General features: G+C 47.5%; 28 protein-coding genes. 11 read left to right on the top strand and 17 right to left on the bottom strand.

Going from position 1 to position 25,462, the window contains the following annotated elements; all coding sequences use genetic code 11:
• Positions 1 to 123 precede the first annotated feature (123 nt).
• The 3 genes from ACU37H_RS11175 (at position 124) to ACU37H_RS11165 (ending at position 3,748) form a co-directional block, all read left to right on the top strand.
• Positions 124 to 1,182 carry an NAD(P)-dependent alcohol dehydrogenase gene (locus ACU37H_RS11175; RefSeq protein WP_472701425.1) on the top strand — a complete coding sequence of 353 codons (1,059 nt, stop codon included), beginning with the start codon at positions 124 to 126 and terminating at the stop codon, positions 1,180 to 1,182.
• A 551-nt stretch (positions 1,183 to 1,733) separates the two neighbouring features.
• A complete protein-coding gene (locus ACU37H_RS11170) occupies positions 1,734 to 2,225 on the top strand; it encodes an asparaginase domain-containing protein (RefSeq protein WP_472701426.1) in 492 nt (163 codons plus the stop codon).
• A 245-nt stretch (positions 2,226 to 2,470) separates the two neighbouring features.
• On the top strand, positions 2,471 to 3,748 hold the full coding sequence (locus ACU37H_RS11165; RefSeq protein ID WP_472701427.1) for a TCR/Tet family MFS transporter: 1,278 nt from the start codon (positions 2,471 to 2,473) through the stop codon (positions 3,746 to 3,748).
• On the opposite strand, the gene ACU37H_RS11160 is transcribed toward ACU37H_RS11165, so the two are convergent.
• On the bottom strand, positions 3,745 to 4,110 hold the full coding sequence (locus tag ACU37H_RS11160) for an arsenate reductase family protein (RefSeq protein ID WP_472701428.1): 366 nt from the start codon (positions 4,108 to 4,110) through the stop codon (positions 3,745 to 3,747). The genes ACU37H_RS11165 and ACU37H_RS11160 overlap by 4 nt on opposite strands.
• Positions 4,111 to 4,362: 252 nt before the next feature.
• Here ACU37H_RS11160 and ACU37H_RS11155 point away from each other — a divergent pair, with 252 nt between their 5' ends.
• From ACU37H_RS11155 to ACU37H_RS11140, 4 genes are all read left to right on the top strand, one after another.
• On the top strand, positions 4,363 to 4,917 hold the full coding sequence (locus ACU37H_RS11155; RefSeq protein WP_472701429.1) for a NifU family protein: 555 nt from the start codon (positions 4,363 to 4,365) through the stop codon (positions 4,915 to 4,917).
• 95 nt (positions 4,918 to 5,012) lie between these two features.
• Complete coding sequence (gene pnuC / locus ACU37H_RS11150) at positions 5,013 to 5,654, top strand: nicotinamide riboside transporter PnuC (RefSeq protein WP_472701430.1); 642 nt, start codon at positions 5,013 to 5,015, stop codon at positions 5,652 to 5,654.
• Positions 5,647 to 6,258, top strand: a complete 612-nt coding sequence (locus ACU37H_RS11145; protein ID WP_472701431.1) for an AAA family ATPase — start codon at positions 5,647 to 5,649, stop codon at positions 6,256 to 6,258. The genes pnuC and ACU37H_RS11145 overlap by 8 nt, the downstream gene beginning before the upstream one ends.
• Positions 6,248 to 6,727: an SRPBCC family protein gene (locus ACU37H_RS11140; protein ID WP_472701432.1), complete on the top strand. Its 480-nt coding sequence runs from the start codon at positions 6,248 to 6,250 to the stop codon at positions 6,725 to 6,727. Before ACU37H_RS11145 ends, ACU37H_RS11140 begins: the two co-directional genes overlap by 11 nt.
• Here the strand turns inward: ACU37H_RS11140 and trxA are convergent.
• From trxA to ACU37H_RS11105, 7 genes are all read right to left on the bottom strand, one after another.
• The gene (gene trxA, locus ACU37H_RS11135) at positions 6,724 to 7,020 is read right to left on the bottom strand and encodes a thioredoxin (RefSeq protein ID WP_472701433.1); all 297 of its coding nucleotides are present in this window, start codon (positions 7,018 to 7,020) and stop codon (positions 6,724 to 6,726) included. The genes ACU37H_RS11140 and trxA overlap by 4 nt on opposite strands.
• Entirely contained in the window at positions 6,989 to 7,216 is a 228-nt protein-coding gene (locus tag ACU37H_RS11130; protein ID WP_472701434.1) for a DUF6132 family protein, read from the bottom strand. Before ACU37H_RS11130 ends, trxA begins: the two co-directional genes overlap by 32 nt.
• Positions 7,217 to 7,220: 4 nt before the next feature.
• Positions 7,221 to 7,916, bottom strand: a complete 696-nt coding sequence (mtgA, locus tag ACU37H_RS11125; RefSeq protein ID WP_472701435.1) for a monofunctional biosynthetic peptidoglycan transglycosylase — start codon at positions 7,914 to 7,916, stop codon at positions 7,221 to 7,223.
• Positions 7,917 to 8,102: 186 nt separating this feature from the next.
• Positions 8,103 to 8,735 (bottom strand): LysE family translocator, encoded by a 633-nt coding sequence (locus tag ACU37H_RS11120; RefSeq protein WP_472701436.1) that lies wholly within the window; start codon positions 8,733 to 8,735, stop codon positions 8,103 to 8,105.
• A gap of 180 nt (positions 8,736 to 8,915) precedes the next feature.
• On the bottom strand, positions 8,916 to 10,448 hold the full coding sequence (locus tag ACU37H_RS11115; protein ID WP_472701437.1) for a GH3 family acyl-acid amido synthetase: 1,533 nt from the start codon (positions 10,446 to 10,448) through the stop codon (positions 8,916 to 8,918).
• 176 nt (positions 10,449 to 10,624) lie between these two features.
• Positions 10,625 to 10,831: a hypothetical protein gene (locus tag ACU37H_RS11110; protein ID WP_472701438.1), complete on the bottom strand. Its 207-nt coding sequence runs from the start codon at positions 10,829 to 10,831 to the stop codon at positions 10,625 to 10,627.
• Between the two features lie 43 nt (positions 10,832 to 10,874).
• Positions 10,875 to 11,195 (bottom strand): hypothetical protein, encoded by a 321-nt coding sequence (locus tag ACU37H_RS11105; protein WP_472701439.1) that lies wholly within the window; start codon positions 11,193 to 11,195, stop codon positions 10,875 to 10,877.
• 134 nt (positions 11,196 to 11,329) lie between these two features.
• Here ACU37H_RS11105 and ACU37H_RS11100 point away from each other — a divergent pair, with 134 nt between their 5' ends.
• From ACU37H_RS11100 to ACU37H_RS11085, 4 genes are all read left to right on the top strand, one after another.
• Positions 11,330 to 12,106, top strand: coding sequence for an inositol monophosphatase family protein (locus ACU37H_RS11100; protein WP_472701440.1), 777 nt, complete (start codon positions 11,330 to 11,332; stop codon positions 12,104 to 12,106).
• Positions 12,107 to 12,140: 34 nt separating this feature from the next.
• Positions 12,141 to 12,350, top strand: coding sequence for a four helix bundle protein (locus tag ACU37H_RS11095; protein ID WP_472701441.1), 210 nt, complete (start codon positions 12,141 to 12,143; stop codon positions 12,348 to 12,350).
• A 188-nt stretch (positions 12,351 to 12,538) separates the two neighbouring features.
• Positions 12,539 to 13,567, top strand: a complete 1,029-nt coding sequence (gene thiL, locus ACU37H_RS11090) for a thiamine-phosphate kinase (protein WP_472701442.1) — start codon at positions 12,539 to 12,541, stop codon at positions 13,565 to 13,567.
• Between the two features lie 46 nt (positions 13,568 to 13,613).
• Complete coding sequence (locus ACU37H_RS11085; protein ID WP_472701443.1) at positions 13,614 to 15,119, top strand: S41 family peptidase; 1,506 nt, start codon at positions 13,614 to 13,616, stop codon at positions 15,117 to 15,119.
• A gap of 109 nt (positions 15,120 to 15,228) precedes the next feature.
• On the opposite strand, the gene ACU37H_RS11080 is transcribed toward ACU37H_RS11085, so the two are convergent.
• The 9 genes from ACU37H_RS11080 to ACU37H_RS11040 all read right to left on the bottom strand — a co-directional run bounded on the left by ACU37H_RS11080 (position 15,229) and on the right by ACU37H_RS11040 (position 25,415).
• Complete coding sequence (locus ACU37H_RS11080) at positions 15,229 to 17,940, bottom strand: glycoside hydrolase family 2 TIM barrel-domain containing protein (RefSeq protein WP_472701444.1); 2,712 nt, start codon at positions 17,938 to 17,940, stop codon at positions 15,229 to 15,231.
• 373 nt (positions 17,941 to 18,313) lie between these two features.
• Positions 18,314 to 18,892 (bottom strand): hypothetical protein, encoded by a 579-nt coding sequence (locus ACU37H_RS11075; protein WP_472701445.1) that lies wholly within the window; start codon positions 18,890 to 18,892, stop codon positions 18,314 to 18,316.
• 121 nt (positions 18,893 to 19,013) lie between these two features.
• Positions 19,014 to 19,703, bottom strand: a complete 690-nt coding sequence (locus ACU37H_RS11070; protein WP_472701446.1) for a hypothetical protein — start codon at positions 19,701 to 19,703, stop codon at positions 19,014 to 19,016.
• 1 nt (position 19,704) lies between these two features.
• A complete protein-coding gene (locus tag ACU37H_RS11065; RefSeq protein WP_472701447.1) occupies positions 19,705 to 20,037 on the bottom strand; it encodes a PadR family transcriptional regulator in 333 nt (110 codons plus the stop codon).
• A gap of 44 nt (positions 20,038 to 20,081) precedes the next feature.
• Positions 20,082 to 20,909, bottom strand: a complete 828-nt coding sequence (locus ACU37H_RS11060) for an amidohydrolase (protein ID WP_472701448.1) — start codon at positions 20,907 to 20,909, stop codon at positions 20,082 to 20,084.
• 100 nt (positions 20,910 to 21,009) lie between these two features.
• Entirely contained in the window at positions 21,010 to 21,495 is a 486-nt protein-coding gene (locus ACU37H_RS11055; protein WP_472701449.1) for a regulatory protein RecX, read from the bottom strand.
• 83 nt (positions 21,496 to 21,578) lie between these two features.
• Positions 21,579 to 22,682 (bottom strand): trypsin-like peptidase domain-containing protein, encoded by a 1,104-nt coding sequence (locus tag ACU37H_RS11050; RefSeq protein ID WP_472701451.1) that lies wholly within the window; start codon positions 22,680 to 22,682, stop codon positions 21,579 to 21,581.
• A 79-nt stretch (positions 22,683 to 22,761) separates the two neighbouring features.
• Positions 22,762 to 24,087, bottom strand: coding sequence for a type III secretion system chaperone family protein (locus tag ACU37H_RS11045; protein WP_472701452.1), 1,326 nt, complete (start codon positions 24,085 to 24,087; stop codon positions 22,762 to 22,764).
• 77 nt (positions 24,088 to 24,164) lie between these two features.
• The gene (locus tag ACU37H_RS11040) at positions 24,165 to 25,415 is read right to left on the bottom strand and encodes an MFS transporter (protein WP_472701453.1); all 1,251 of its coding nucleotides are present in this window, start codon (positions 25,413 to 25,415) and stop codon (positions 24,165 to 24,167) included.
• Positions 25,416 to 25,462 lie beyond the last annotated feature (47 nt).

The raw sequence follows: 25,462 nt of genomic DNA, 5'->3' as shown, positions 1-25,462 counted from the left end.
TGTTGGTTTTTTATTAGTGGCCTAAAAATTGGTACATTACTGCTGACGTTTATCGAGTTTATGCTTAACTTTCCACCACTTTCGCTCGAAAACACAAACTTTAATTCATATTAATATATAACTATGCAAACTTCACAAGTCAAGGCCTTCGGAACGGAAGCGGCTGAGGCGGATCTCCAGCCTATGGATATTACGCGCAGAGACGTTACGGCCAAAGATGTAGAGATCGAAATTTTATACTGCGGTGTTTGCCACTCCGACCTGCACACTGCACGGAACGACTGGGGTGGCACAAAATATCCTGCCGTTCCCGGACACGAGATCGTTGGAAAAGTGGTGCGCGTCGGAAGCGAGGTGACCAAATTTAAAGCCGGCGACCTGGCGGCAGTAGGCTGTATGGTCGATAGCTGTCAAACCTGTGAGAACTGTAGGCAGGACCTGGAACAGTTTTGCCTCAACGGCTTCACCGGAACTTATAATGGTCATGACAAACATTCGGGAAACCAAACCTTTGGCGGTTACTCTGAAAAGATCGTGGTGGACGAGCATTTTGTGTTGAAAGTGCCAGACAACCTGGATCTGGCGGCCGTGGCGCCGATCCTTTGCGCAGGGATCACTACGTGGTCGCCGTTGCGGCATTGGAACGTAACAAAGGGCAGCAAAGTGGCTGTAGTGGGCTTAGGCGGACTGGGACATATGGCGCTGAAACTGGCGCACGCACTGGGCGCGGAGGTAACGCTGTTTTCCCGCAGCGCGGGCAAAACAGAAGAAGCGAAGTCGCTGGGCGCAGACAATGTGGTCATCTCCACCGATGCCGCACAAATGGACACGGTGAAGGGCAAATTTGACGTGATCATTGATACCGTTCCTTATGTACATGATCTTAATCCTTACATCACAACTTTGCATTCCAGCGGAACATTAGTATTGGTAGGTTACCTGGGGCCATTGGAACCCGTGCTGAACACGGCGCCCATGGTGCTCGGCAGAAAAGCCATTTCAGGATCACTGATCGGCGGCATTGCGGAAACACAGGAGCTGCTGGATTTCTGCGGCGAACACAATATTGTTTCTGAAATTGAGCTGATCAATATGCAGGACATCAACAACGCCTACGAGCGGATGTTGAAAAGTGATGTGCGTTACCGTTTTGTAATTGATATGTCGAGCCTGAAGAATTAATACTCTCGTTGAATTTTCTTTATGGGAACCGGGTATATGCCCGGTTCTTTTTTTGAGTAGAACCGCGTTCCTGAAAGACGGCCATAACAAGGGATGGGTGCATAACATTTTCGTCCTGGGCGCTGTTTCAACTTTTTTCATTCTTCGAAAGGGACGGAGCCGGATCATGTGTGCCAATAAGAGCGATATTTCATGCCGGTTTTTATGGCTTCAGCGGCCCCGCACTAATTCCTGGCGCTGGTAGCGCTTTCTGATCTGATGATTTGCCTGGTGCTTGCGTGCAGAAACGGTCAGACGGAGACCGTCAGACCGGGTTAGGTTGGATTTTTTCCCGTCCGTCCCGGCACGGGCGGGCGCTTTGGTTCGCTTGAAATGTTCTGCTGAACAATATTCAAAAGGTTAAACAACTTCCTACTCTGCGTGCTCTGCGAACAAATCTTTGCGCACTTTGCCGTAAAAAATCACATAAAAAGAAAAAATGTTATGCACCCCAAAGGATTTCACTACGATTTCAAAGTTCACTACTTTTGACGCGCTTAAAACCATCACGTATGACGAAGATCCGGATCTTTATTACAGGAGGCACTTTCGACAAGGAATATAATATGCTGAATGGCCAGTTATATTTTAAAGACACGCATATGCACGAGCTCCTGGAAAAAGGCCGCAACCTCGTACCCGTAGAGATCCGGACATTGATGATGATCGACAGCCTTGAAATGACCGATGAAGATCGCGAACTCATCGCCTACCAGTGTGAGCAATGTGACGAAGAACGGATCGTTATTACGCATGGCACGGACACCATGTCGCAAACGGCTAAGGTTCTGGCTGGCTCTGTGAAAAATAAAACCATCATTATCACCGGCGCCATGATCCCGATAAAATTCGGCAGTTCCGATGGCTTGTTCAACCTGGGAAGCGCCCTGGCCTTTGCGCAGACGCTTCCGCACGGGGTGTATGTTGCTATGAACGGTCGCTATTTCCACTGGGACAATGTCCGCAAAAACAGGCAGACCGGCGTGTTTGAAGAATTGAAATAAAACCCGTCTTATTCTTTCTTTTTTTGCTGCATCTTTGCAGGCCGGTAAACGATGCTGACATAAAAGCCGGTCGCATTTTTAGCGGTCGTCCGTTGCCCGATGGATTGATCCCACACTAAACGACATCATTAAACTGATACACAACTCATGAAAACCGACATTATTAAAGTCTTACCTGTGCTCCCGGGTAGCTAAACATTTGATGATCGACGTTCTATTCAGCTAAAACCAATAAAATATCTCGAATGAAAAGCTCAGGCAACGCCGCGATAGGTTTCATCTTTGTGACCCTCCTGATTGATGTGATGGGGTGGGGACTGATCATTCCCGTGATGCCGGATCTGATCTCACAATTGAAAGGCATTCCCATCAACGAAGCCAGCGCCTACGGCTCCTGGCTGTTGTCTGCTTTTGCGATCACTCAATTCGCCTTTGCGCCAATGATCGGGAACCTGAGTGACCGGTATGGCAGGAGACCCGTGCTCTTGTTTTCGCTGTTGGGCTTTGGTATCGACTATATCATACTGGCAATATCTCCCACCTATGGATGGCTTTTCCTGGGGCGCGTGGTGGCAGGCATTACCGGCGCCAGCTTCACCACGGCCTCTGCCTACATTGCAGACGTGAGCACGCCCGAAACAAGGGCCAAAAACTTTGGCCTCATCGGCGCCGCTTTCGGTTTGGGCTTCGTCATTGGGCCGGCGCTCGGTGGTTTGCTGGCAAGCTGGGGCGTGCGTGCACCGTTCTATGCCGCTGCTGTTTTGTGCCTGCTTAATTGCCTGTACGGCTACTTTATACTACCGGAATCCTTATCTAAAGAAAACCGCAGGCCTTTTAGCTGGAAGCGCGCCAATCCATTCGGAGCGCTGATGTTCCTCAAAAAATACCCGGCCATTTCGGGCCTCGCCTTGTGCTTTTTCCTGATTTACCTGGCCGCTCAGGCAGTTCAGGGCAACTGGAACTTTTTTACCATGTATCGTTTTAACTGGACGGAAAAAATGGTGGGGATTTCTCTTGCCGTAGTGGGATTGTTAGTAGGTTCGGTGCAAGCGGGGCTTACCCGCGTCGTCAATCCGAAGTTGGGTAATGAAAAAAGTATTTACCTCGGGCTGTCGCTGTATACCCTCGGATTGCTGCTGTTCGCTTTTGCAACGGAGACCTGGATGATGTTTGCATTTCTGATCCCCTATTGCCTGGGAGGGATCTGTAGCCCTTCGTTGCAGGCCATCCTGGCCGGCCATGTGCCAGCCAATGAGCAGGGTGAACTTCAGGGGGCGCTGACCAGTTTGATGAGCATCACCACCATTATCGGTCCACTGCTCATGAACTACCTGTTTTATTATTTCACGTCGCCGGTCGCACCGGTGCATTTCCCCGGCATCGCCTTTTTGCTGGCAGCGGTCTTTATGCTGATCAGTATTTTTATTGCCTGGCGGGTATTGCAAAAAGAGAAAAAAGCCGACCCGGCGCTGGCCGCTATCATCGAAGGAAAAGCAGACAATACGCCGGCCCAGATGCATTAACGGTTATTCCCTGTAGCCGCTTTAAGAGCCGCTACGTTTTTCTTTTCGCTCCCGATAAATATCTCCTTACCGATGATCACCACCGGCCTTTTTAAGAAAGTGTCGTGCTCCAGGATGTAGTTTTTATAATCCTCGTCAGCCAGTTTTTTGTCTTTCAGTCCCAGCTCTTTGTATTTAAGGGCCCGCCTGCTGAACAAAGCCTCATAGCTTCCGGCCAATTGCTTCATCTCGTCCAATTGCGCGGGAGTGATCTTGTCTGTTCTGATATCCTGCAGCTCAAAGCCTGTTTTCTCGCTGATACCGGCACTTTCCATGATCTCTGCACAGGTGGTACAAGGACCGAGATAATAGATCTTTTTCATCTTATAGTTTTAATTTTTATGACCATCAATCCTCCTCGCTTTCGGATGGACGGCGCGGTCCCAAAGATAGGAGCTGCCTGAATATAAAACCAGGCCGGTTGATAATCGCTGTTCGTGTTTGCCGCAACCCGGTATCCGCCTTTCTGTTGCGAAAACCGTCCAACCTTTACTCAAAAGATTTGTTATCTTTGCGTACTAATTTTCATAGTTATGATCAAGACAGGAAATCCCGTTATTAGCATATATACCGAAATGACCCCCAATCCGGAAACGATGAAGTTTGTGGCCAACAAGCTTTTATACCCGGGTAAAAGCATCGATTTTCCCGATGCGGAAAGCGCCAAGCCTTCACCGTTAGCGACTGAACTGTTTGGTTTTCCGTTTATTAAGGCGGTATTTATTGCGAGCAATTTCGTTACGTTGACCAAGACGCCTGATGCGGAGTGGATGGATGTGACCCCTTCTATCCGCCAGTTTCTGAAAGATTACCTGGAAGAAGGAAAGCCGGTAATTAACGAAGACGAAATTGTTGAAGTGAAGAAAGAAAGCACCAACGAAGTATTGGCCGATGATGACGATGTGGTGAAAAGGATCAAGGAACTGCTTGAAAATTATGTTAAACCTGCCGTGGAAATGGATGGCGGGGCAATCCAGTTTAAAAGCTACAACGATGGTGTGGTAAACCTGATGATGCAGGGAAGCTGCAGTGGTTGTCCTTCTTCCATGATCACGCTGAAAGCAGGTATTGAAGGCATGATGAAGCGCATGATCCCCGAGGTGAAAGAAGTAGTAGCAGAAGCTGAATAAGACCCATTCGGTATTAAAGATTATCAATAACGACGAAGCCGTGTATTATTAATTGCACGGCTTTTTCTTTGCCCGTATTTTTGGAAAAACATCTTTTGCCTGTACAGGAATTTTTAGATCAGTTTGTTAATGGCATAAAAGCCACTACGCCCATCGAATTTATCGCAGTGCTGGCGGGCATTGCCAGCGTGTGGTATAGCCGGATGGAGCACATTCTTGTCTACCCAACCGGCCTCATCAACACCGTAATCTACGTCTGGCTGAGTTTTCAATATCATCTCCTGGGCGAAGCCACCGTAAACTTTTATTACACGGTGATGAATATGTACGGCTGGTACCTGTGGACCAGGAAGGATGAACGGGACCAGGTTATTTTACATATCACCCGTTCTTCCCATCGCGAATGGGTGCAGCAACTATTATTTTTCGGCTGCGTTTATGTCAGCATCTTTTTTGCGTTAAAATACCTCAAGCAGGCCTTTGCGCCGGGCGCGATTCCCTGGGCAGATGCTCTGGCCGCGGCGAGCGCGTTTACAGGTATGTGGCTAATGGCAAAGAAGAAGGTCGAAAGCTGGTACTGGTGGCTGCTTACGAATATTTGCGGAATGCCGCTCTATTTTGTAAAAGGGTTGGTATTTACAAGCGTTTATTACTTTATATTACTTCTTCTGGCCATTGGCGGTTTGGCAACATGGCAACGCCGGGCGAAAGAGCACGAATCTGTTATACATGATTAAGAAAATTGTGATCATCGGCCCGGAAAGCACGGGAAAAAGTACGCTGTGCGAACAGCTGGCCCGACATTACGAAACGGAGTGGTGCCCGGAGTATGCGCGGCAGTACCTTCTGCAAAACGGCACTGATTATACGTTTGAAGACCTGGCCGACATCGCAAGGGGCCAATTGCAGCTGGAGGAAACCTTTTTAGAGAAGATCAGAAAGACCGAAAGTGAGGAAGACCAAAAGTCAACTTCTGGACTCCTGACCTCCGACTTCCGACTTTCTGACCCCGGACTTCGGCCTTCCCCCCTCTTCCTCGACACCGACATGTACGTCATGAAAGTGTGGTGTGAGTTTGTATTTGGCAACTGCCACCGTTTTATCCTGGATGAAATTGTATCACGTAAATATGACCTTTACCTGTTGTGTAATACGGACCTTCCCTGGACAAAGGACGAGCTTCGTGAGTATCCCGACCTGGCCACCAGGGAACGATTGTTCAAGATGTACAAGGACATCCTGGTGAATCAGTCAACACCCTGGACCGAAATAAAAGGTAACAATGAACAGCGGCTGGAAATCGCCATCGCCGCAACAGATCAACTTTTATATGGACATTAATATCTCCTACCACTCCGGCATTTATATACTCCGTGCACGTCAGCAACTGAATTGCGATCTGGATACAGCGTGGGCTTACTTTGCCACCCCTGAAAATCTGCAGGCGATCACACCAGAGGATGTCGGTTTTGAAATTACTTCGGGAGCGGATGGAAGCATCTATCCGGGTAAGATCATCACCTACCAGATCCGTATTTTACCGCTCATTAAAAATAAATGGGTGACAGAGATCACGCAGGTCGCACCGCGTCAATATTTTATAGACGAACAAAGAAAGGGGCCCTATGCACTATGGCACCATGAACATCACTTTGAAGAACATGAAGGAGGTGTTTTAATGCGGGATATGGTCAGCTATAAATTGCCTTTGGGACTTTTGGGCAGAGCCGTGGCCGGTCAGCTTATCGCTAAAAAGCTAAAGCAGATCTTCTCCTTCAGGTATGAAGTACTGAGCAGGCAATTTGCTTAAACAGCATGAGACTTTAATACACCCTCTAACTCGGCGAGAGGCCGCACGCCGGACTGTCTCCACACTTGCTTTCCGTTTTTGAACAGGATCAGCGTCGGAACGCCCTGAACCTGGTAGGCATTAGCGGCCTGGGGGCTTTTATCAATATCGATCTTAATGATGGTAGCCTCGTCGCCCATGCGTTGTTTCAGCTGTTCTAAAATGGGTGACATCATTTTGCAAGGCCCGCACCACTCGGCGAAAAAGTCCACCAATACCGGCTTATTCTGATTGATGATTTCCCGGAATGTCATGCTCTTTTTTTTGTTTGGTAAATAATGAGAATAATAAACCGCCCATCAAAGCGCCATACAGCGTGCTGTTCAGCGGCCGCGACGTAATGGTACAGGTTCCTGAAACACATCCGACGAAATGCCAGTACAAAAAACCCGCCAAAGCGCCGACGATTGTGCCCACTATTACGAGCCTGTTTCTTTTAATAAAATTCATGTGCTCACTTTTCGTTAATAATCGCCTGGATGTCCCGGTCCGGTTTCAGAAAATTCATCTGCTGCATGATTTTCCGGCTTCGCGCGGCAACATAGGGACTCATCGGCTTGACCGTGTATTTTTTCGGATTAGGTAATGCTGCGGCAATAGCGGCCGCTTGCGACTGGGACAGCTGATGAGCCGATTTGCCAAAGTATTTCTGAGACGCCGCTTCTATGCCAAAGATACCCTTGCCCATCTCGGCCACATTGAGATAAACCTCCAGGATCCTTTTTTTGCCCCAGATCTTTTCGATCATAAATGTGAAATAGGTTTCGAGGCCTTTTCTCACCCAGCTCCGGCCCTGCCACAGAAACACATTCTTTGCCGTTTGCTGACTGATGGTGCTTCCCCCGCGGATGCGGCCGGGTTTCCGCTGATTATAATCCAGCGCTTTTTGAATGCTCTTCCAGTCGAACCCATTATGGTCAGGGAACAACTGATCTTCCGAGGCAATCACAGCCAGCTTTGCATTGGCAGCAATCTCGGGCATCCCGGCATATTTTTTCTCCATGCCGTACCCGTCTAAAAAGCTCGCGATCTGGGTAACAGTAATAGGAGGATTGATCCATTTCAACGCAACAATATAGATGATATGAGCCAGAAAGAGAAAGATGATCGTCCTCTTAATCAACCGCCATATTCGTCTAAATATTTTCATGATATGCAATATATTGAAAAGTTAGGAAGTCAGGAGTCGGAGGTCAGGAAGTCCGGGGTCGGAGGTCTGAAGATGAATAAAGTTATGGTTGAATGTTCTTGTTGTTCGTGCACCTTCATGTGGCAGACCAGGTGCACGACGCTCATCCGACTGTAAGTCGTGTTATGGCTGATTCAATAATATCAATTAATGCGCTTTATAGAACAATAACCCGATGATCAGCGCGATGGAAAAGCCAATAAGTATAATACCATTGATCCGGTTGATCAGTTGAATGTTATGCGGCGTAAGCCGGTTGCGTATTTTACCCGCCAGCATTACCTTGGTGATATCCGCCGCCAGCACGACCAGCAGGCAGGTCGAGAAGATCAGGATCCGCTCTTCAATGGTGTGATTGATAAACGAGGTGGACGCAGTAAGCCAGAAAAGAAAAACAGACGGGTTGAGCGTGTTCATCAGGTATCCGGATATAAACATAGTAGCGTAATCCCGCTTTCTGAAAGTGATCTGTACCGCTTCTCCCTGCTCGTTGATCTTGACCTTTTTGAAGAACAGGAAATAGATACCAATGGCCATCAGGAAGACGCTCCCCGTAATGCCAATGGCTTGCTTGTACTCGCTGATCACTTCAAACAGGGCGGAAAAAGCGTTGCTCACAAACGCGATGGTAATATCGCTGGCAGACACTCCCGCCACAAACGCGAAGCCGCCTTTGTGCCCCACGTTGATACTATGTTTTATAATAGAGAAGAGAACAGGCCCTACCGCTATGCTTAACAATAATCCTAAGGTTAATCCTTTAATTAAGCCTTCAATCATAGTGCCGACAAGATTAAGGAACTTTTTTTAAGGTATGAAATGACCATAAAAATTTTTGAGCAAATTCATACACAACGCGATGAAAATCTTTATGCAAATTTCCAGGTGACAAATGAAACCAGATCAGCAAAAGTAACATCGCATCATGATCAGATCGGTCCCGGTCAACATACCGTGAAGTTAAATTTTACCCGTGGCCAGAAACTTGTCCCAGTTCTCGAGCATGTTGCCTTTCATGACACGGGGAAATTTATTCTGGCTTCCGAGCTTTCCCCGGAGCTCCATAAACCTGAGAAATTTTTCTTCCGGAAGTATTTCGATGAAAACATCTGTCAATGCGCTGGTTCTTTCTGTGGCATAATCATCGTTGATCTCTTTCAGTTTATGGTCTATAAACCGGATCAGCTCGTCCGGATCCACGTTGTCATCCGTCGCGATATACCATTTATGCGCAAAGTAATTCTTGTAGGGAAAGCCGGTGACCGTATATTCGGGTATACTGATATTGAAATGATTATTAGCACTTTCAATAGCACAGTTCATGTTATCCACGCTCAGGTGCTCGCCTACCAGGCTTAAAAAATGCTTGGTCCGCCCGGTGATCAACACTTCACATTTCTCTACATTCAGAAACCGGATGGTGTCGCCAATCAGGTATCGCCAGGATCCTGCATTGGTATTGAGCAATATCGCGTAGTCCTTCCCATATTCCACTTCGTCGATTAATAAAGCCTGCGCTTCGGGACGGATATTTCCTTCCGCGTCAAAGTTCTTGTCGTCGAACGGAACAAATTCAAAGAAAATATTATTATTGGTAATCAGCTGCATGCCCAACGCATGCTCTTTCATTTTATACCCGATGAATCCTTCGCTTGACAGGTAATTCTCAACATAGACAATGGGCTTTCCCAGTAACTTTTCGAAGGACTTTTTATAGGGCTGGAAGGACACCCCACCGTGAACGAAGACTCCGAAATTGGGCCATATTTCGTGGATATTATTGACCTGATACTTTTCTATCACCATCTCCATGCACATCTGGCACCAGGCCGGCACGCCGACAATATAGCCGATATCCCATTCGCGCGCATGCTCCACAATTTCATTCAGCTTCTCGTTCCAGTCTTTCAGCGCGGCAATGCGTCCGCCGGGCTTGTAAAAAGTTTGAAACCAGAAAGGACGTTTCTTAGCCAGGATCCCGCTCAGGTCGCCGGCATACCAGCCAATGTCGCTTCGCTGAAGATCCGTAGTACCCCCGATCATCAAAAAGCTTTTTCGCAAGGCTTTCTTGTTGGCCTCCTGGTAATAAAAAACGCTGATCAACTGTTTGACGTAGTTGATCGTGTTGCTGCGCAGGAGGTCTTTAGTGACAGGAATGTACTTGCTGGCCGCCTCCGAAGTGCCGGAGCTCAGGGCGAAATATTCAATTTTGCCCGGCCAGGTAATGTCAGGAACCCCGTCCAGCGTTCGCTTCCACCAATCATTGTAGATCTTGTTGTAATCGTGAATCGGGACTGATTCCTGGAAGGCTTTTTCTACGTTCTTGCTGAGCAGCACCTTGTCAAAGTGAAATTTTTGGCCAAACTCGGTGAATCTTGCCTTTTTGAGCAGTTTTTTCAACACTTTCCGCTGTTGCTTACGGGCATCAGTCGCCGGAAGGCCCAACGCCCTCGCAATCGCTTTCGGTATTTTAAGATCGATTATTGATGCCATAAACTACTACCTGCGGGGTGCAGCAAAGATGCAAGATACGATTTTGTGAAAAAAAGGGTTTTCTATTCTGTCCTGTAGCGATCAGCGTTGCTGAAAGTCGCTTTCGGTTGTCGCCGCCTGGCGGGAATCTTTGTCAAAGCAGTTGTTAATTTGTCTGCGTGCTGTTCCCGGCAAACTTACAGGAAAGTTTCCATCCGCAAACGAATACGCACAGAACGGTCACGGCAGCCGCATTTATTTGACAGTCGTTTTACCGTGACCATCCCGAAAAAAGGTAATTGTGCCGGGTTGGCACTTGAAGAAGCTCCAAGAGGGCGAATATCACCTTTCAGGCTTTTGAAATATCCAAAGCCTGTATTTTGATAATAACGCCCGTCTTTCACGCTTAGCTGTGTTTGCTCTTTGCGCCGCGCACGGTTGGGGGTCCTATAATAAATACAGCCAGATGGTTACCAGGCAGGCCAGCGCGCTCAGGAAAAAGGTCCCCAAGGTGATCAGTTTGGCATCGCGGCGGGCCCGTCTCTCTTGCCGCTGCCGTTGCTTCAGGTCGGTAATGGCGATCCGAAGGCGATCGGGCAGGGGTTCGTTGGTTAGAAAGCTGATCATTGAGCGTTGCAGAACAGCTCTCGTCCGGATTACTTTTAGCAATTGACTTTTCCTCGATCTTTCGGCCGACCGGGCACGATTCTGGTGAGAACGCAGCCAGCGCGCACCTGTCTGATATATTTGAAAGCGGATACGTTTCATTATTGGTAGTTTAGCAGCACTCAAAGGAAGGATTTATTTCATTCCCGCTGACCGGGATTTTCCCCGTTTTTTGAAAACCTTGATTCGATGGCATAAAGGACCACTGCTAAAGAGGGCTTCGTTATCTTTGTCCCATGTTAAAAACCGTTTTACACGAAGCCATCATGGCCGGCGGGGAGCAGGTCTCTAAATATTTCAACCAGACATTTGAAATCAAATACAAAGAAGGACGCAACAACCTTGTTACCGCCGCTGATCATGCCTCAGAAAAAGCCATCCTGGAAGTGATCCAGAAAGCCTATCCGGACCATTACATCCTGACCGAAGAAACGGGAGCGCTGCCGCAGGATTCAGAGTACAAATGGATCATCGATCCTATTGACGGCACGATCAATTTTGCGCACGGCATCCCGCTCAATTGTATTTCAATCGGCGTGGAGCACAAAGGCGAAATGATCCTGGGTATGGTTTACAACCCCCACATGAACGAGCTGTTCTTTGCTGAGAAAGGAGAAGGGGCTACGCTGAACGGCCAGCCCATCAAAGTGAGCAGTGAGACCGATGTGATGAAAAGCTGCCTGGTTACCGGCTTTCCTTATACCTATATCCAGGAACATAACGGGCCACTGGAAGTGTTTGAACGATTTATCAGGGAAGGCGTTCCGGTGCGCAGGCTGGGGGCCGCGGCTATTGATCTTTGCTGGGTGGCCGCGGGCCGTTTGGACGGGTTCTATGAACATAAACTACAACCCTGGGACAGCGCCGCGGGATTTTTGATCGTGGAAGAGGCAGGGGGTAAAGTGACTGATTTTGAAGGCAACCGCTACAACCCCTATGAACCGCGGGTAGTATCGACGAATGGATTGATCCATGAGCAATTGTTGGGGATGATCAATGATGTACACCATTAGATGTACGTATTGATAGCCTTAAAAAATAAACATCATGAATGCCGAAGAGTTAAAGCAAAGAACAAAGCAGTTTGCAATTAATGTGGCGAGGCTAACACAGCTACTTCCTGAGAATCGCATTAGCAATGCTTATTGCAATCAAATCGTACGATCGTCAAGTTCTACAGGAGCCAATTATCGCGCTTGCAGAAGAGCTAAGTCGAGTGCAGATCATATCAATAAACTTAAGATTGTAGAAGAATAATTAGATGAAAGTTTATATTTTTTAGAATTATTGTTAGAATTAATCCCACGTTCAAAGAAAAAATAAATAGTATTTATACTGAAGGGGAAACCTTACTGAAAATAATTGTTTCCACATTAATTACATTAAGGAATAAACTCAATATTAAACAGTAACGTACATTGTACATAAAACACCGTACATAGAAAATGAGCGACCGCACAGAATTATCCGATCTTGGTGAGTTTGGACTGATAGAACATCTCACCAAAAACATAGAGCTGCAAAATGCCTCTTCGCTGCTCGGCGTGGGCGATGACGCCGCCGTGATTGACCATTTTGGTAAACAAACCGTAGTAACCACCGACCTGCTTTTGGAAGGAGTCCATTTTGACCTGATGTACACACCGCTGAAACACCTCGGCTATAAAAGCATCGTGGTGAACCTCAGCGACGTATATGCCATGAACGCTGTGCCCACGCAGGTCACGGTAAGCCTGGGCATCAGCAACCGCGTGAGCCTGGAAGCTTTGAATGAATTTTATGACGGCGTATACACCGCCTGCAACCATTATGGCGTTGACCTGGTGGGAGGCGACACCACCACTTCCCAAAAAGGCTTTGTTATTTCTGTAACCGCCATCGGTGAAGTGACGCCGGATAAATTTGTAAAACGCAGTGGTGCTCAAAAGGGCGATCTGCTTTGCGTTTCAGGAGATCTGGGCGCTGCCTATATCGGGTTGCTCTTTTTAGAAAGGGAGAAAAAAATATTCCTGGAAAGTCCGGGTGTACAACCCGACCTGGAGCAGGAGACCTATGTGATCGGGCGATTATTGAAGCCGGAAGCAAGGAAAGATATAGTTGAATTTTTTGCCGAAACGGAACTGCTTCCTACAGCAATGATGGATGTAAGCGATGGACTCAGCTCGGAGATCTTGCATATCTGCAAACAGAGTAACCTGGGTTGTGTGTTATATGAAGATAAAATTCCCGTAGCCGAAGAAAGCCGCATGGCCGCCTTCAAATTTGAAATAGACCCCACGGCCTGCGCGCTCAGCGGCGGCGAAGATTATGAATTGCTGTTCACGGTGTCACAGAGTGACTATGAGAAAGTATCGGCCAACGCCAATATCAGCGTCATCGGGTACATGACAGAAGCGTCGGAAGGAGCACACCTGATCACCAAAGGCGGCAGCAGGCATGCCATTACAGCACAGGGCTGGAACCCATTAAAATAAAGCACGCTAACAAACAAATAGCGTGCACCATCAAGCTAATACTTTAATGACGGTAGTAACAAATATGTTTGGCAATCGCTTTCCTGTTTTTCTGGTGATCCTTGTTATCGTTTTTTCTTCCTGCGGCTCGTCCAACAAAGCGTTCAATCCTCATAAAAAGTTTAGCCCTCAACAGTTGCAGGAGGATTATGATCTTTTCCGTAATGTTCTGCAGGAGCAGCACCCTTCATTGTATTGGTACTCACCCAAAACCGTGATGCATAGCGCCTTCGAGGCCGGACGCAGGCAACTGAATGACAGCCTGTCTGAATATGATTTCAGGAAGGTCCTTCAGCCGGTTGTCGCACTGATCAAATGTGGGCACACGACGGTCCGGGTGTCTAAGCCCTACGAAAAACATATAGAAGGGTCGGACGCAACGTCAAGCTTTCCCTTTACTGTTAAAGCATGGGAAGATACCGCCGTTCTTATAGCTACCCGTGACAAAAACAGCGACATGGTAAGGGGCGATGTGATTGAAGCCGTTAATGGCAAGTCTATCCGTCATCTATTAGATACCATGCAGCGCTACATTTCGGCTGATGGCGGAAACAAGGTTGCTAAAAATCAGTACATCAGCTACGGCTCGAATTTTGGTTCTTTATACAGCGGGCTTTTTGGATGGCAAAAGAATTACCGGATCTCTTACCTCGATTCGTCCGGCGGCCGGCATCAGACCGTATTGGAAAGAGGAGCACTTCTCAGAGATACCAGCCAGAAAGCAAAAAAACCTAAACCCGGGAAAAAAGAAAAAATTTCTAAACGGCAACGCTTGGAACGCCAACGCCACCTGGAAATCAGCGAGGGCGTGGCTTTGATGGAATTGAACAGCTTTTCCGAGAAACTCAAGCTGAGAAAATTTTTCCGTCAGTCCTTTAAAAAATTAGACAAGGAACGGGTGCAGCATCTCATCATTGACCTCCGCCGGAACGGGGGCGGCCGTCTCAACAATTTTGTGTTGCTCAACCGCCATCTCATCGATCATCCCTACACCATGTGTGATTCTATCTACGCTATTTCGCGCTCATCAGCGTATGGCCGTTATATTGAAAAATATTTCTTAACACGGTTACAGATGTGGTTGAACACTAAAAAGAGCGGCGACAAATACCACTATCGCTATTTTGAACGGCATGTGTACCAACCGAAAAGGAGGAACCATTTTGACGGGGAGATTTATATCCTGAGCAGCGGGTTCACGGCATCTGCCAGTTCGCTGATGCTCGGTTTGCTGCGCGGCCAGGAAAATGTCACGATCGTGGGTGACCCTTCTGGCGGGGCTGCTTACGGCGGCTCGGCATGGGTGATACCGGATGTAACCCTACCCAATACGAAGGTCCGCTTCCGGCTGCCTTTGTTTCGCTTCGTGACCAACAAAACGCTGCCTAAAGATGGGCAAGGCGTGCAGCCGGATGTATTTGTCGGTCCATCGGCAGAGGCCATCCGAGCCGGCGAAGATTATAAGATGAAGCATACCATTCAATTGATCAGGTGCTCGCCAGGAAAGGAGTAAATCATTTATGTTTTTTCTGAAATGAAGATCCGCCTTTTGGATAACATTTCATACAAAGAACCGTCTTTGGATATCGACTTTCAAATAAACGGTAATCTTTTAGAAAGCATTATTTCTTTCTTTTCTCGCCAAAATCTTCCTGCTGTTTTTCCACTTCTCTTAGTTTGTATTGATTCAGTTCCTTTTTTAGCTGATCGAGCTCTTTCTGCAATTGATGTTCAGTTCCCGATTGCGCGTCGATTTTTCGGGTGTCTTGTGTAAAATAGGCGTCGAGCTCTTTTTGCGAAAATATCAGCTGGTTATTGGGTGGGGAAGTTCGAAGCGTCAAACTCGCCATTGACGGACGGTTACTTCCCTCTTTATCAAGATATGCTTTTATAGTGATGGTTCCCGCCTGAGTGGTGGAGCGTACCAGCACCGGGGCGGTTCCCCAGTTCAGTTTTTGTAAGGCTGACTGTCGCGGGTGATCTCCTATCAGCTCGCCGTTCCCTTCCACTTCAAAATAAATCTGGCTGTTGTTCAGCCGTTTGATCGTGCCGTCTTTGTCGGCTACCGCGGCGACAACTGTAATAAAGTCTGACCCATCGGCGTTGAAGGCTGTTCCTTCATTATCTGTCCATAACAGGATCTTTTCAGGCCGATAAGAAGGATAAACCGTATCAGTGATGACCTTCTTTCCATCGATAAAGCCTTCCGCAGCGAGGTATACTTCGCTTTGCCGGTTGCCTCTCGTTCTTGATTTGATCTCCATGAAATGGTACACATCTTTAAAAATAATCGGCGGCGAAGGCATTCCCTTTGCGTGCGGATTTTGATACACGTGTGTCTTCCCGTTTTTAAAAGCGGTTAGCCGCACCTCATCACAGTTGGAATAGACCACCACGTCTTCGCCGGAGAAAGGGGTCATTTCATTGGCTATGAACAGTACCGGTCCTGTTTCATACGGCCGGTTTTCTCTGGCGGCAGCGCGTTGCGCTTTAAACATATAATAAGCGTATTTGGGCTGGCGGTAGGCGTCCATCAAGCCACCATAGAACGGATCAGGGTGATATCCGCGCTGATGATCAAAGGAATGCCATAATGCGCCTCCTACATGTTGTCTGCTGGTTTTGTACAGCACATCGTAACTGGTAAACGGGTAGGAGGGGTTGGCATAATGCTGCGCTTGTATCAGCATCGGCCTTTCGCCCCAGCTGCGATGGACCCGGCTCGAAGAGTTATGCGAATTCCAGGTGTCCACATTGTCGCCCCACTCCCGTGTGAAATAGGTTTTGGTCGGGTCTGCTTTTTTCTCCTTGCCGCCATTGGCCACGGCCGGGTGCGCAAACTGGACGGAATAATATTCGGCACCCCTGGCCATATCGTCGCAAGCCGTGTAAGAGTTGGGGTAAGGAAATTCCTGTTCCACTGTTTCCTTTGCCTTTTTCGCGAAATAGTCCGGGTAGTGGGTTTCATTCAGGATGGGCTCCCAAAGCCACACGCTCGGGCGATTTCTGTCGCGCCTCACCATATTGCGAATGTCTTTATAGATCAACTGCTCGAACCGGGGATCATCATTCCAAAACTGCCAACCGGGAGTGTTTACAATAACAAACAACCCGAGCTCATCGCAGGCATCCATAAAGGCAGGATCCTGCGGGTAATGGGCATTCCGGATCACCTTAAGTCCGGCATCTCTCAACTTTTTGGCGTCGCGCCAATGAATATTATTGCTCAGGGCGTTGCCCACCACGGCGAAATCCTGGTGCCGGTTGGCACCGACAAGCGGGCTGGGATAGGGTTTGCCATTGAGCCAAAAACCGTCTTGTCCCTTAAACTCAATACTTCTGATACCAATGCGCTTTTGATATCCATCGATCGTTAGCTTATCATTTCCCTCAACCAGTATTTCGAGATGATATAAATACGGATCATCCGGAGACCAAAGGTGTGGATCATCGACTTCAATGGAAGAAGCAAACGATTTTGCCGACGAGGCGTTCAGGCGAACCGCTGTCTTTTTCGTGGCAACGACATCATGCTTGTCATTGATCAGGCGATACACAATATTTCCGCTGAAGTTTTTAGCCGTTTCATTGCGCAGGTGTAATTGCACGAAAATATCTGCTTCTTTCTCAGTAACTTTTTTAAATGCGATCAATGTGCCACCGCCGGCCACTTCATCTTCGTAGTTTGGATCGGTGATGTGCACGGGGTTGTGTGCAATCAACCAGCAATCGCGGTAGATACCGCCGAAATAAGCGAAGTCCAGCACTTCCTGGTCTTTCCCGGGGGGATAAGACGGATCATTACTATTATCCGCCCACACAGCTACTACATTGTCTTTGCCCCATTGGATATGCTCGGTGATATCGACAATAGCAGGCAGGTAACCGCCAAGATGTTCGGTCAACAGGGTGCCGTTGATCCAGATCCTGGACTTGCCCATGATCGCTTCAAAATGCAAAAACAATTTTTTGCCTTTCAAAGCAGGATCCGGAGTGAAATGTTTGCGGTACCATACTTCGCCCTGGTAATTAATTCCGCCGCTCGCTTCCTCCGGCAGGTACTCGATACCATTCGGAAGATTAACCACCGGCCAGGCCGTATCCGGGTAGTCAGCGGCAGCCGCACCTTCCAGCTTTCCCTTGTGAAAACGCCATGCAGGGTTCATGGAAAATACTTCACGCCCGGTGTGGGGCATTTGGTAAAAGCCCGCCGTAGAAAATGCAGGAAGGTGTATTGTCGCCCGATCCAGATCCGGAAGCTGATCTTTTTCCTGTCCGAACAGGGGCATGCAAATCATTACTACTATTGAAAAGAGTATCGTTCTTCTAACCATATATACTATCCGGTTTTGGTTCAAGCAATGTAAAGAGCGTAAAGTTATAGGATTTGGCGGCCGGGGTAGTGTTTTCATATATTTATTTTTTAACAACTATCCGCTTGTAGCTATAAAAATTTTCACACAAAGAAACACGCTTCGGAAATTGGTGAAATTTCGAATCAACAAATCATCATTACTTTTTATTCTGTAAGATAAGTTCCGGGATCTTTGATTTTGATAATCAACGCTGTGCATCGTCATTCCGGGCACACCGCCCGCCGGACGGCTTCGGCCGCGGACACGTCTCCGCTTGAGGAGGTTTCAATCAGCAAATATGGTAGTCTGCTGTCAGTTAGCCGTTACATTAGAGGGATAGATGAATACCTCATTAAGCCCCTCTGAATGCAAGCGGGTATTGTTTCTTTAAGCGGTCATATCTTTTCCTGTATGATTGGTATTCGGCCAGGCTCGTCAGCGTCAACAACGCGGCAAGCACTGACATAACGATATGCGGCCATACAGCATCTTCAACGTTTAGATCAAGACCTTTGTAAATGAAATAATAAAAATTAGGAACCTGTAACATGACACTCAATATACTGAAACCGCCATTAAATGGTTTAAGTCCGACCAACCGTTTCCGCGGCCGTTTCAAAATGGCTCGTGCATAGAATAACAGCCCAAGTCCGAAAAGGGCAGATAACAACACCAAGACCTCGTAGAACAATTCAAGCCCGGCCGGATCGGCTATATAGACCGGAAGGTTTAGCACCAGCAGAAATAAAATGGTAATCGTTATTTGGGGCCAGGTAAAAAAGGCTAAGAAATTACTCCATTTATCCTTTAAGGACATTTTCAACAACGCATTCTCCCTGTCGCGCACTACATGGGAAAACCCAAAAATGCCGAACTCCTTGTAAACGGCAGATAAAGCTAAATCAAAGCGGATCCCTTTATCTTGCTTCATCTTTTCTTCTATCGATTCGGAAAGGTGTCTACCATTTCGGTTTGCAGATCATAATAACGAACGCCTTTCTTTTCGCAGAATGTGTACAAGAATTGTATTTGCTGATTAGTCAACATAAGCTTTATTTTTCAAATGCCAGCGGGTAGTTTGCTTTTGCTTTACGGTACGCCTTGCGGTGAACATACAGTTCGGCAAGGGTAAAAAGAACGAAAGCAGTCGTCAGTAATGAAGTGAGGCATATGAATCCGATAGTATTGGTCCAGCCATCGCCTTCATAATTGGCAAACAAGGAAAATATACTCAATAAAGGAACCCCTAAATAGAACATCCTTTGAGCGTCATTCACCATTGATATTGCCAGCAAACGTTCTCTTGAATTTTTAAGGTGTATGTACTGATATATGGAACAAAAGCCCAGAACGCACAGCAGAAAAATGCTGTTGAGCTCTACATGTGTTTTACTGTTGATATTGAGAAACCGGTATGGCATCAGCAGCAGAACAAATAGGGCTATAGCCACTGCAATCTTTGGCCAGCTGAAAAATTCTATGAACAGCGAGAGCTGTTGAACTCGCACAGCTTTTCGGACCTGGTCTTCCTTTTGTTCGGCAATGTACCGGAAGCCATATACTTCCAATTTTCCGGCAACACGCTCCAACGTCTGGCCAAAGTCTTTACCAGGATTGGCTTGCCATTCCTGTTCTATAGCCTCACCGATATGATCTACCATTTCCATCCGCACATCATAAAAGCCTACCCCTTCTGATTGGCATAGCGCATCTATCTGTTGTATTTGTTCATTTGTCAGCATGTTACGCAAGTTTGGGATTCAACAGTAACTGGAGTGTGTTTTTAAATTGCTCCAGCTCAGCAAGCGCTTTGGACTTTTCCTTTTTACCGGCTTTGGTAAGCGCATAGTATTTTCTTATCCGGTTACCAATATGTTCTACTTCAACCTCCAGGATGCCCTCTGCTTCTAGCCGGTGCAACAGCGGATATAACGCACCCTCAGTGATCTTTAATTCGCCGACAGTGGCTTCTTTCACCTTCTGTGTGATTTCATAGCCATACATCCTGCCATGGTCTCCCAGCAGTTTGAGGATAATCGGCTCAAGACAACCCTTATATAAACTCGTTTTATTCACTCAGTAAAGATACATCATTTACCAATACATAGGAATCTTATGTATTAATATATCTTAAACTCATCGGCATCCTTCCAGAATGGAAATTTTTGTCTGACGGTTTCAAGGTGCTGCTTGTCCAGGGTGATGGTGAACAGGTCTTCTTCATCTTTTTTATGATACAATATTTCTCCAAGCGGATCGATCACCATGCTATCTCCGCTGTAGCAGATATCATTCCCATCTTTGCCCACGCGGTTAACGCCTATCACATAACACTGATTTTCGATCGCCCTTGCCTGTAGCAGTGTTTTCCACGCATGGCTGCGTCGTGCGGGCCAGTTCGCCACATAGATCAGCACATCGTATGTGCAAGGGCTCTGCTCCCCCTCCTTCGAAGGGGGTTGAGAGGAGGTCTGACGCGCCCATACCGGGAAACGCAGGTCATAACAAATTTGCAGATTGATCTTCCACCCTTTTACAGAAGCGATCAGCCGTTTTTGACCGGCTGTATAATGCTGATGTTCATTCGCATAGGCAAACAGATGCCTTTTGTCATACACACCATACTGACCGTTGGGCAGCATCCACACCAAACGATTATAAAAGGCCTCACTTCCGGGCTCTTCTTCTTTTATAATTACACTTCCGGTCAACACGATCCGCTTCTCTGCTGCCACCCGCTGCATCCATGCCACCGTCGGACCTTCCATGGTTTCGGACAGATCTTGCGCACGCATGGTAAAGCCCGTTGAGAACATTTCGGGAAGGACGACGATCTCCGTTTTTTGAGTCAGGTTCTTTATTTTCTGCTCCAGTTCCCGCAGATTTTGGTCCTTGTCTTCCCAGGACAATGATGTTTGAACGAGCGTAAACGTTAATTGATCTTTCATGCTTAACTGTTTATTTAATTACCGACCGTCAGTGACCTGTCCTTTGTGGATTTTCCTTTTACAACACTGATGATACTGTGTTGCTTTCATTTCAATAAGATCAGGACGACGCGTCGAATAAGGTGTGGACCAGTTGTGGTTCGTAGCCTTTCCGAATCAGGTAGTCTGATGTTTTCTTCATTTTGGCAAACCGGTTAGTCATTCCCTTAAGACTTTGCCATTTGTCTTCAAACAATTTATTCAGCGTTTGCAGGTAACCCTCTTCATCAATCTCTTTGAGACCCGCCTTGATACAATACGCACTGATCCCTTTCAGCTTCAACGCCTGAACGATTTTGTTCCTGCCCCACTGTTTGGTTCTGAAATGCCCGCCTGCAAAGGCTTTCGCGAAGCGTTCTTCATTCAGGTAGTTTTCTTCGATCAGTGTGGCAATGATCTCATCGTGCTCCTTTTTCCACACGTTGAGATCATACAACTTGCTCACCACATCGCTGTGGCAGCGCTCTGCGTAGGCACAGTAGTGTCGCAGCTTTTGCAAGGCCTGCTCTTTGGTGAGTGATCGATTTGATTTGAATTCAGATTCCATGTGCGGGGGCCAATATTGGAATGTATTTAATATCTAAAATTCGGAATGGACAGAGCCGACGGATCCTGACAGGCAGCTGTTGATCAGACTTCCTCCAGTCGTGCGATACACCCAAACTGGTCTTTCAGGTAGTCGTCGTAATGATCCGCCTGTTCGAAAAGGTTCTTAAACTCCGCCACACCACTGTCTTTCGTCATGTCCAGGTCGTATATCAACCGGCTCAAAACAATGTTGTTTTTAACACAGCTCAATACAAGTCCATGCGGTTTATTATTTTCCTGGAGCAGGTATTGATAAAGCGGCTTTATCTGCTGCGCGTCTAAAGGCATCTGGCAGAGATAAGCATCGCCCGCAACAAAATAGTTTTCGGGATTGTAGCTGATCTTCACTTTTGCCGATCCGGCCTTTACGCTCCACATATTGGCGCCATCCCGCGCCAGGCGTACATCTTTACCCAGTTCACGTAAAATATCTTCTACCAGTTTGGCGACGCCTATTGGTTCCACTTCCTTTTCGGGAAGCTGGGGAAGCTTCACTTCAGAGCCGCAACTGGGACAATATTTTTCCGCGTCGATTGTTTCGGCCGTAACCAGGAAGTCACAGTTGGAGCACCTCGCAGCAGCGCTCCCGCGATGGGGGAGATACAAATCAAGCGCTTCCTTTAATGTGCTTACAGGCAACGCAAAGCCCAGATTATCGCCGCCTTTGATGATGAACGAGTTGACACCAATAACTGCTCCGTCATAATTGACCAGCGGTCCCCCGCTGTTACCCGGGTTGATTGCCGCATCGATCTGAATATATTTTTCGCCCTCGCGGATCCGGTCCACTTTGGAGATCACTCCCTGGGTGGCGGAATAGTTTAGCCCATAAGGATGCCCGATCGCGATAACATGATCGCCATCCTTCATCGCTTCATAATCGCCGAGCTGCAGCTCGGGCAGCTCCACGGCCGCAGGAGGTTCCAGGAAGGCCAGGTCGTGCTGGGCATCCGTATACCAGACGCGGGCCAGCGTCTTATCAAAGGTTTTACCGGCGATAGTGACCTCCGGGTTGTTGCCGATAACATGATTGTTAGTGACGATCAGCCCGTGACTTTTCACGTAAAAGCCAGTTCCCGTGCCGGTTTGCGTCGCTATCTGGATGATCGCGTTCTGATACAGGTTAATGATATCCTGAGAGTTCATGTTTAATTCATTAGTTTATATGCCGCGGGCGGAAGGCTTTCAACCCGCAGATCCCACGAGAAGCCTTATGCAAGGCTGATTATTCATTATTCATATTTAACAGCTCGATCTGCAGCGCGAAGCTGTGATTGAACTTGAGCAGACTCGCGAACGACAGCAGGCTCACATTGAAATTCATCAGCGGATATTTTTGCCTCCACTGGTGCTGTATCTGCCGGATACGGGAAATGATAGAGTCCTGATCAAACTTATTAGCAACCGGCATATAGAGCGGGTGTGTGTATCCTAAGGATTTGAAATACTCGGGATAGTTGACCTGCATAAAGATTTCCACGAGCTGCGTTACCGGCTTCGGCAGGCTGTACGAGTATTGGCAATAAGTCAGCCCGTATTCGATGATCTTATTGGCAAAATATTCATGGTTGTTGTCCCTGTACCATTGCATATTATTGTTCGCCTCGTGAACGCCTTCGGCAATGGTCTTGTATGGCTGCGGGGTAACAATAGAAAAGGTGTACTTGGACCGGAACAGGTTCTGATAAACGTCTTCTTTGGGCTTCGCCATTAACTTTTTGAACTCCTCGATCATGTCCCTGTTTTTCTCCACCATTGGCCGGTCATCCTTTTTGAAATAGATGCCTGATATTTTTTCAAGCTCATTCAAGAGCTTGCCTTCGGGCGCAATCAAAAAGTCGATCCGATACACCAATGAGAGCAGCAGGTAGCAAACACCTCCTGAAAACTTATCGGCATCTACGGACTCAATCTTTTCCAGCGTTTCCCTGATCCAGCTCATCATGGCGTCATACTTCACCTGCCGTTCGGCCTCGGGAATTTCGGCGATATGATCTTCATCCAATCGCTCTAAAAAAGAGAAATCCTGCACCAGCAGATCGTCCTGCTTGTCACTTTTGATCGCCAGCTCTTTCAGGCCATAGTAAAGCTTACTGGGGTTAGCGGTTTCAATATTCGTATCAAAGCGCATGCACAGCTCATTGTTCTGCAGGGCATACCGGCTGTAATAGAGCCCGAAGTTCATTTCCAGCAGGCGTCGCATGACCGGCACTGAGGGTTGTGGCATCTTGGCAAGTCTCACTTCTGCAGACAACATACCGTTGCGCAGCCTTCCGCGCACTACTTTAGATCCCTGGAAAAAAGAAAAATCGAAATGATCATCGCTGCGCGAAAAGGAAACATTTCCCTGTTCATCATCTTTCAGATAATCAAAAAAAGCATAAATAGAATCCAGGTATTTCTGATCCTTGAAAAGATTATCTGCTTCAGTCCACCGGTTTCCTTTGGCGACGGATTTATTGTTATCGGAATATCGGCCGAAAGGTATGCCCAGGTTTTCAGTGGCGGGATCGCTTTTCCCTTTTATAAGGCTAATGAGCTTGTTAAGCATACTATTCTGTTTTTGATAGAGTGGCAGGAAAGATACAAAAGGTTTTGAAAAAGTCTTGTGGTTGAGGCACATCGAACTCAGGAGGCCGATGTGGGTTGAGCTGCGGGCTCTTGCAGCGGCATGATCTTCCTGATCATAAGGAAGCCCACCAAGGCTACCAGGATGATCAGCACGTCTGTGATCCAAAGGCCATTATATCCAAAAGCGGATATGATTTTTGTGGTTAGATAAGGCGTGATAATAAATGCCATGGAAAAGCCCAGGGCGTTCAGCGCCATGTAAGACCCCCGGTTATGCGCTCCGGCTCGCAGCGCGCCTACCGTTGATGTAAACGGCATTACCAGCATCTCGCTCAGACTGATCAGCGAGATGGATATATACAGCAGCCACAATTGTGGTGTGATAAGATAGATAAGGTATCCGGGAATTATAAACAAGGTGCCCAGCAGGATACTGTTGTACACACTAAAGCGTTTTTGCGCCCAGCTGACGATCATCATTTCAGTCAGCACAATAATAAACCCGCTGTAGCCCATGATAGTGCCGATCTGAGCGGTGCTCAGGTGTGCCTCTTCATCGAAGAAAAGCGGGATACCATTCAGGATCTGGCAAAACGGGATAAAATATAACATGCAGGCAAAGGCGAACAGGATATAAGGTACGTCGCGGTAGGCCGAGCGTCGTGTGTTGTTATTGAATACAACCGCCTCGCTTTTGATAGCCGGCCGCTTTTTGATTTTGCTGAAATACAGAAAAAAGAGGATACCCGCTGCAAAGCTGGCCAGCGCATTTCCCCAAAACAAAAAGCTGTAGGATATGGAAGCCAGCAAACCACCCAGGAAAGGCCCAAAGGAAAAGCCCAGGTTGATCGCCATGCGGTTAAGCGAAAACGCCCGTGTGATGTTTTCCGGCCGGGCGTAGCTGGTGATTGCCGCAGAGTTGGCCGGACGGAACAGATCTGCTACGAATGAAATCGAAAAGATGCCCGCTGATAGTGCCTCTACTGTTTCGAGGCGCCCTACCACGAGATAGAGCGGCGACACCAGGAATAAACTCAGGCATTGCACCTTAAAATTTCCAAACCTGTCGGTGAGCCAACCTCCGGCAATATTGCCCAGCAAAGATCCCAGCCCGAAAAAGCTTAATACCACGCCGGCCTCCTGCAGCGAAAAATGCAGGTGGTCGCGCATATAAATAGCCAGGAAAGGAAGCACCATGGCGCCCGTCCGGTTTATGAGCATCACCAGTGCCAGCATCCAGGCCGGCGTCGATAATCCCCGGTAGGCATCTATGTAAAGATGGAGAAACCGGTTCACATGTGTTTTCATTCGTATCTCTGTCTGATATAATACAATTAAAAAAGCCCGGTACACTG

This window comes from Niabella sp. ZPM-14, assembly GCF_055693045.2.
Note: the sequence above shows the minus strand (reverse complement) of the source record. Positions and strands in the feature narration are given on the sequence as shown.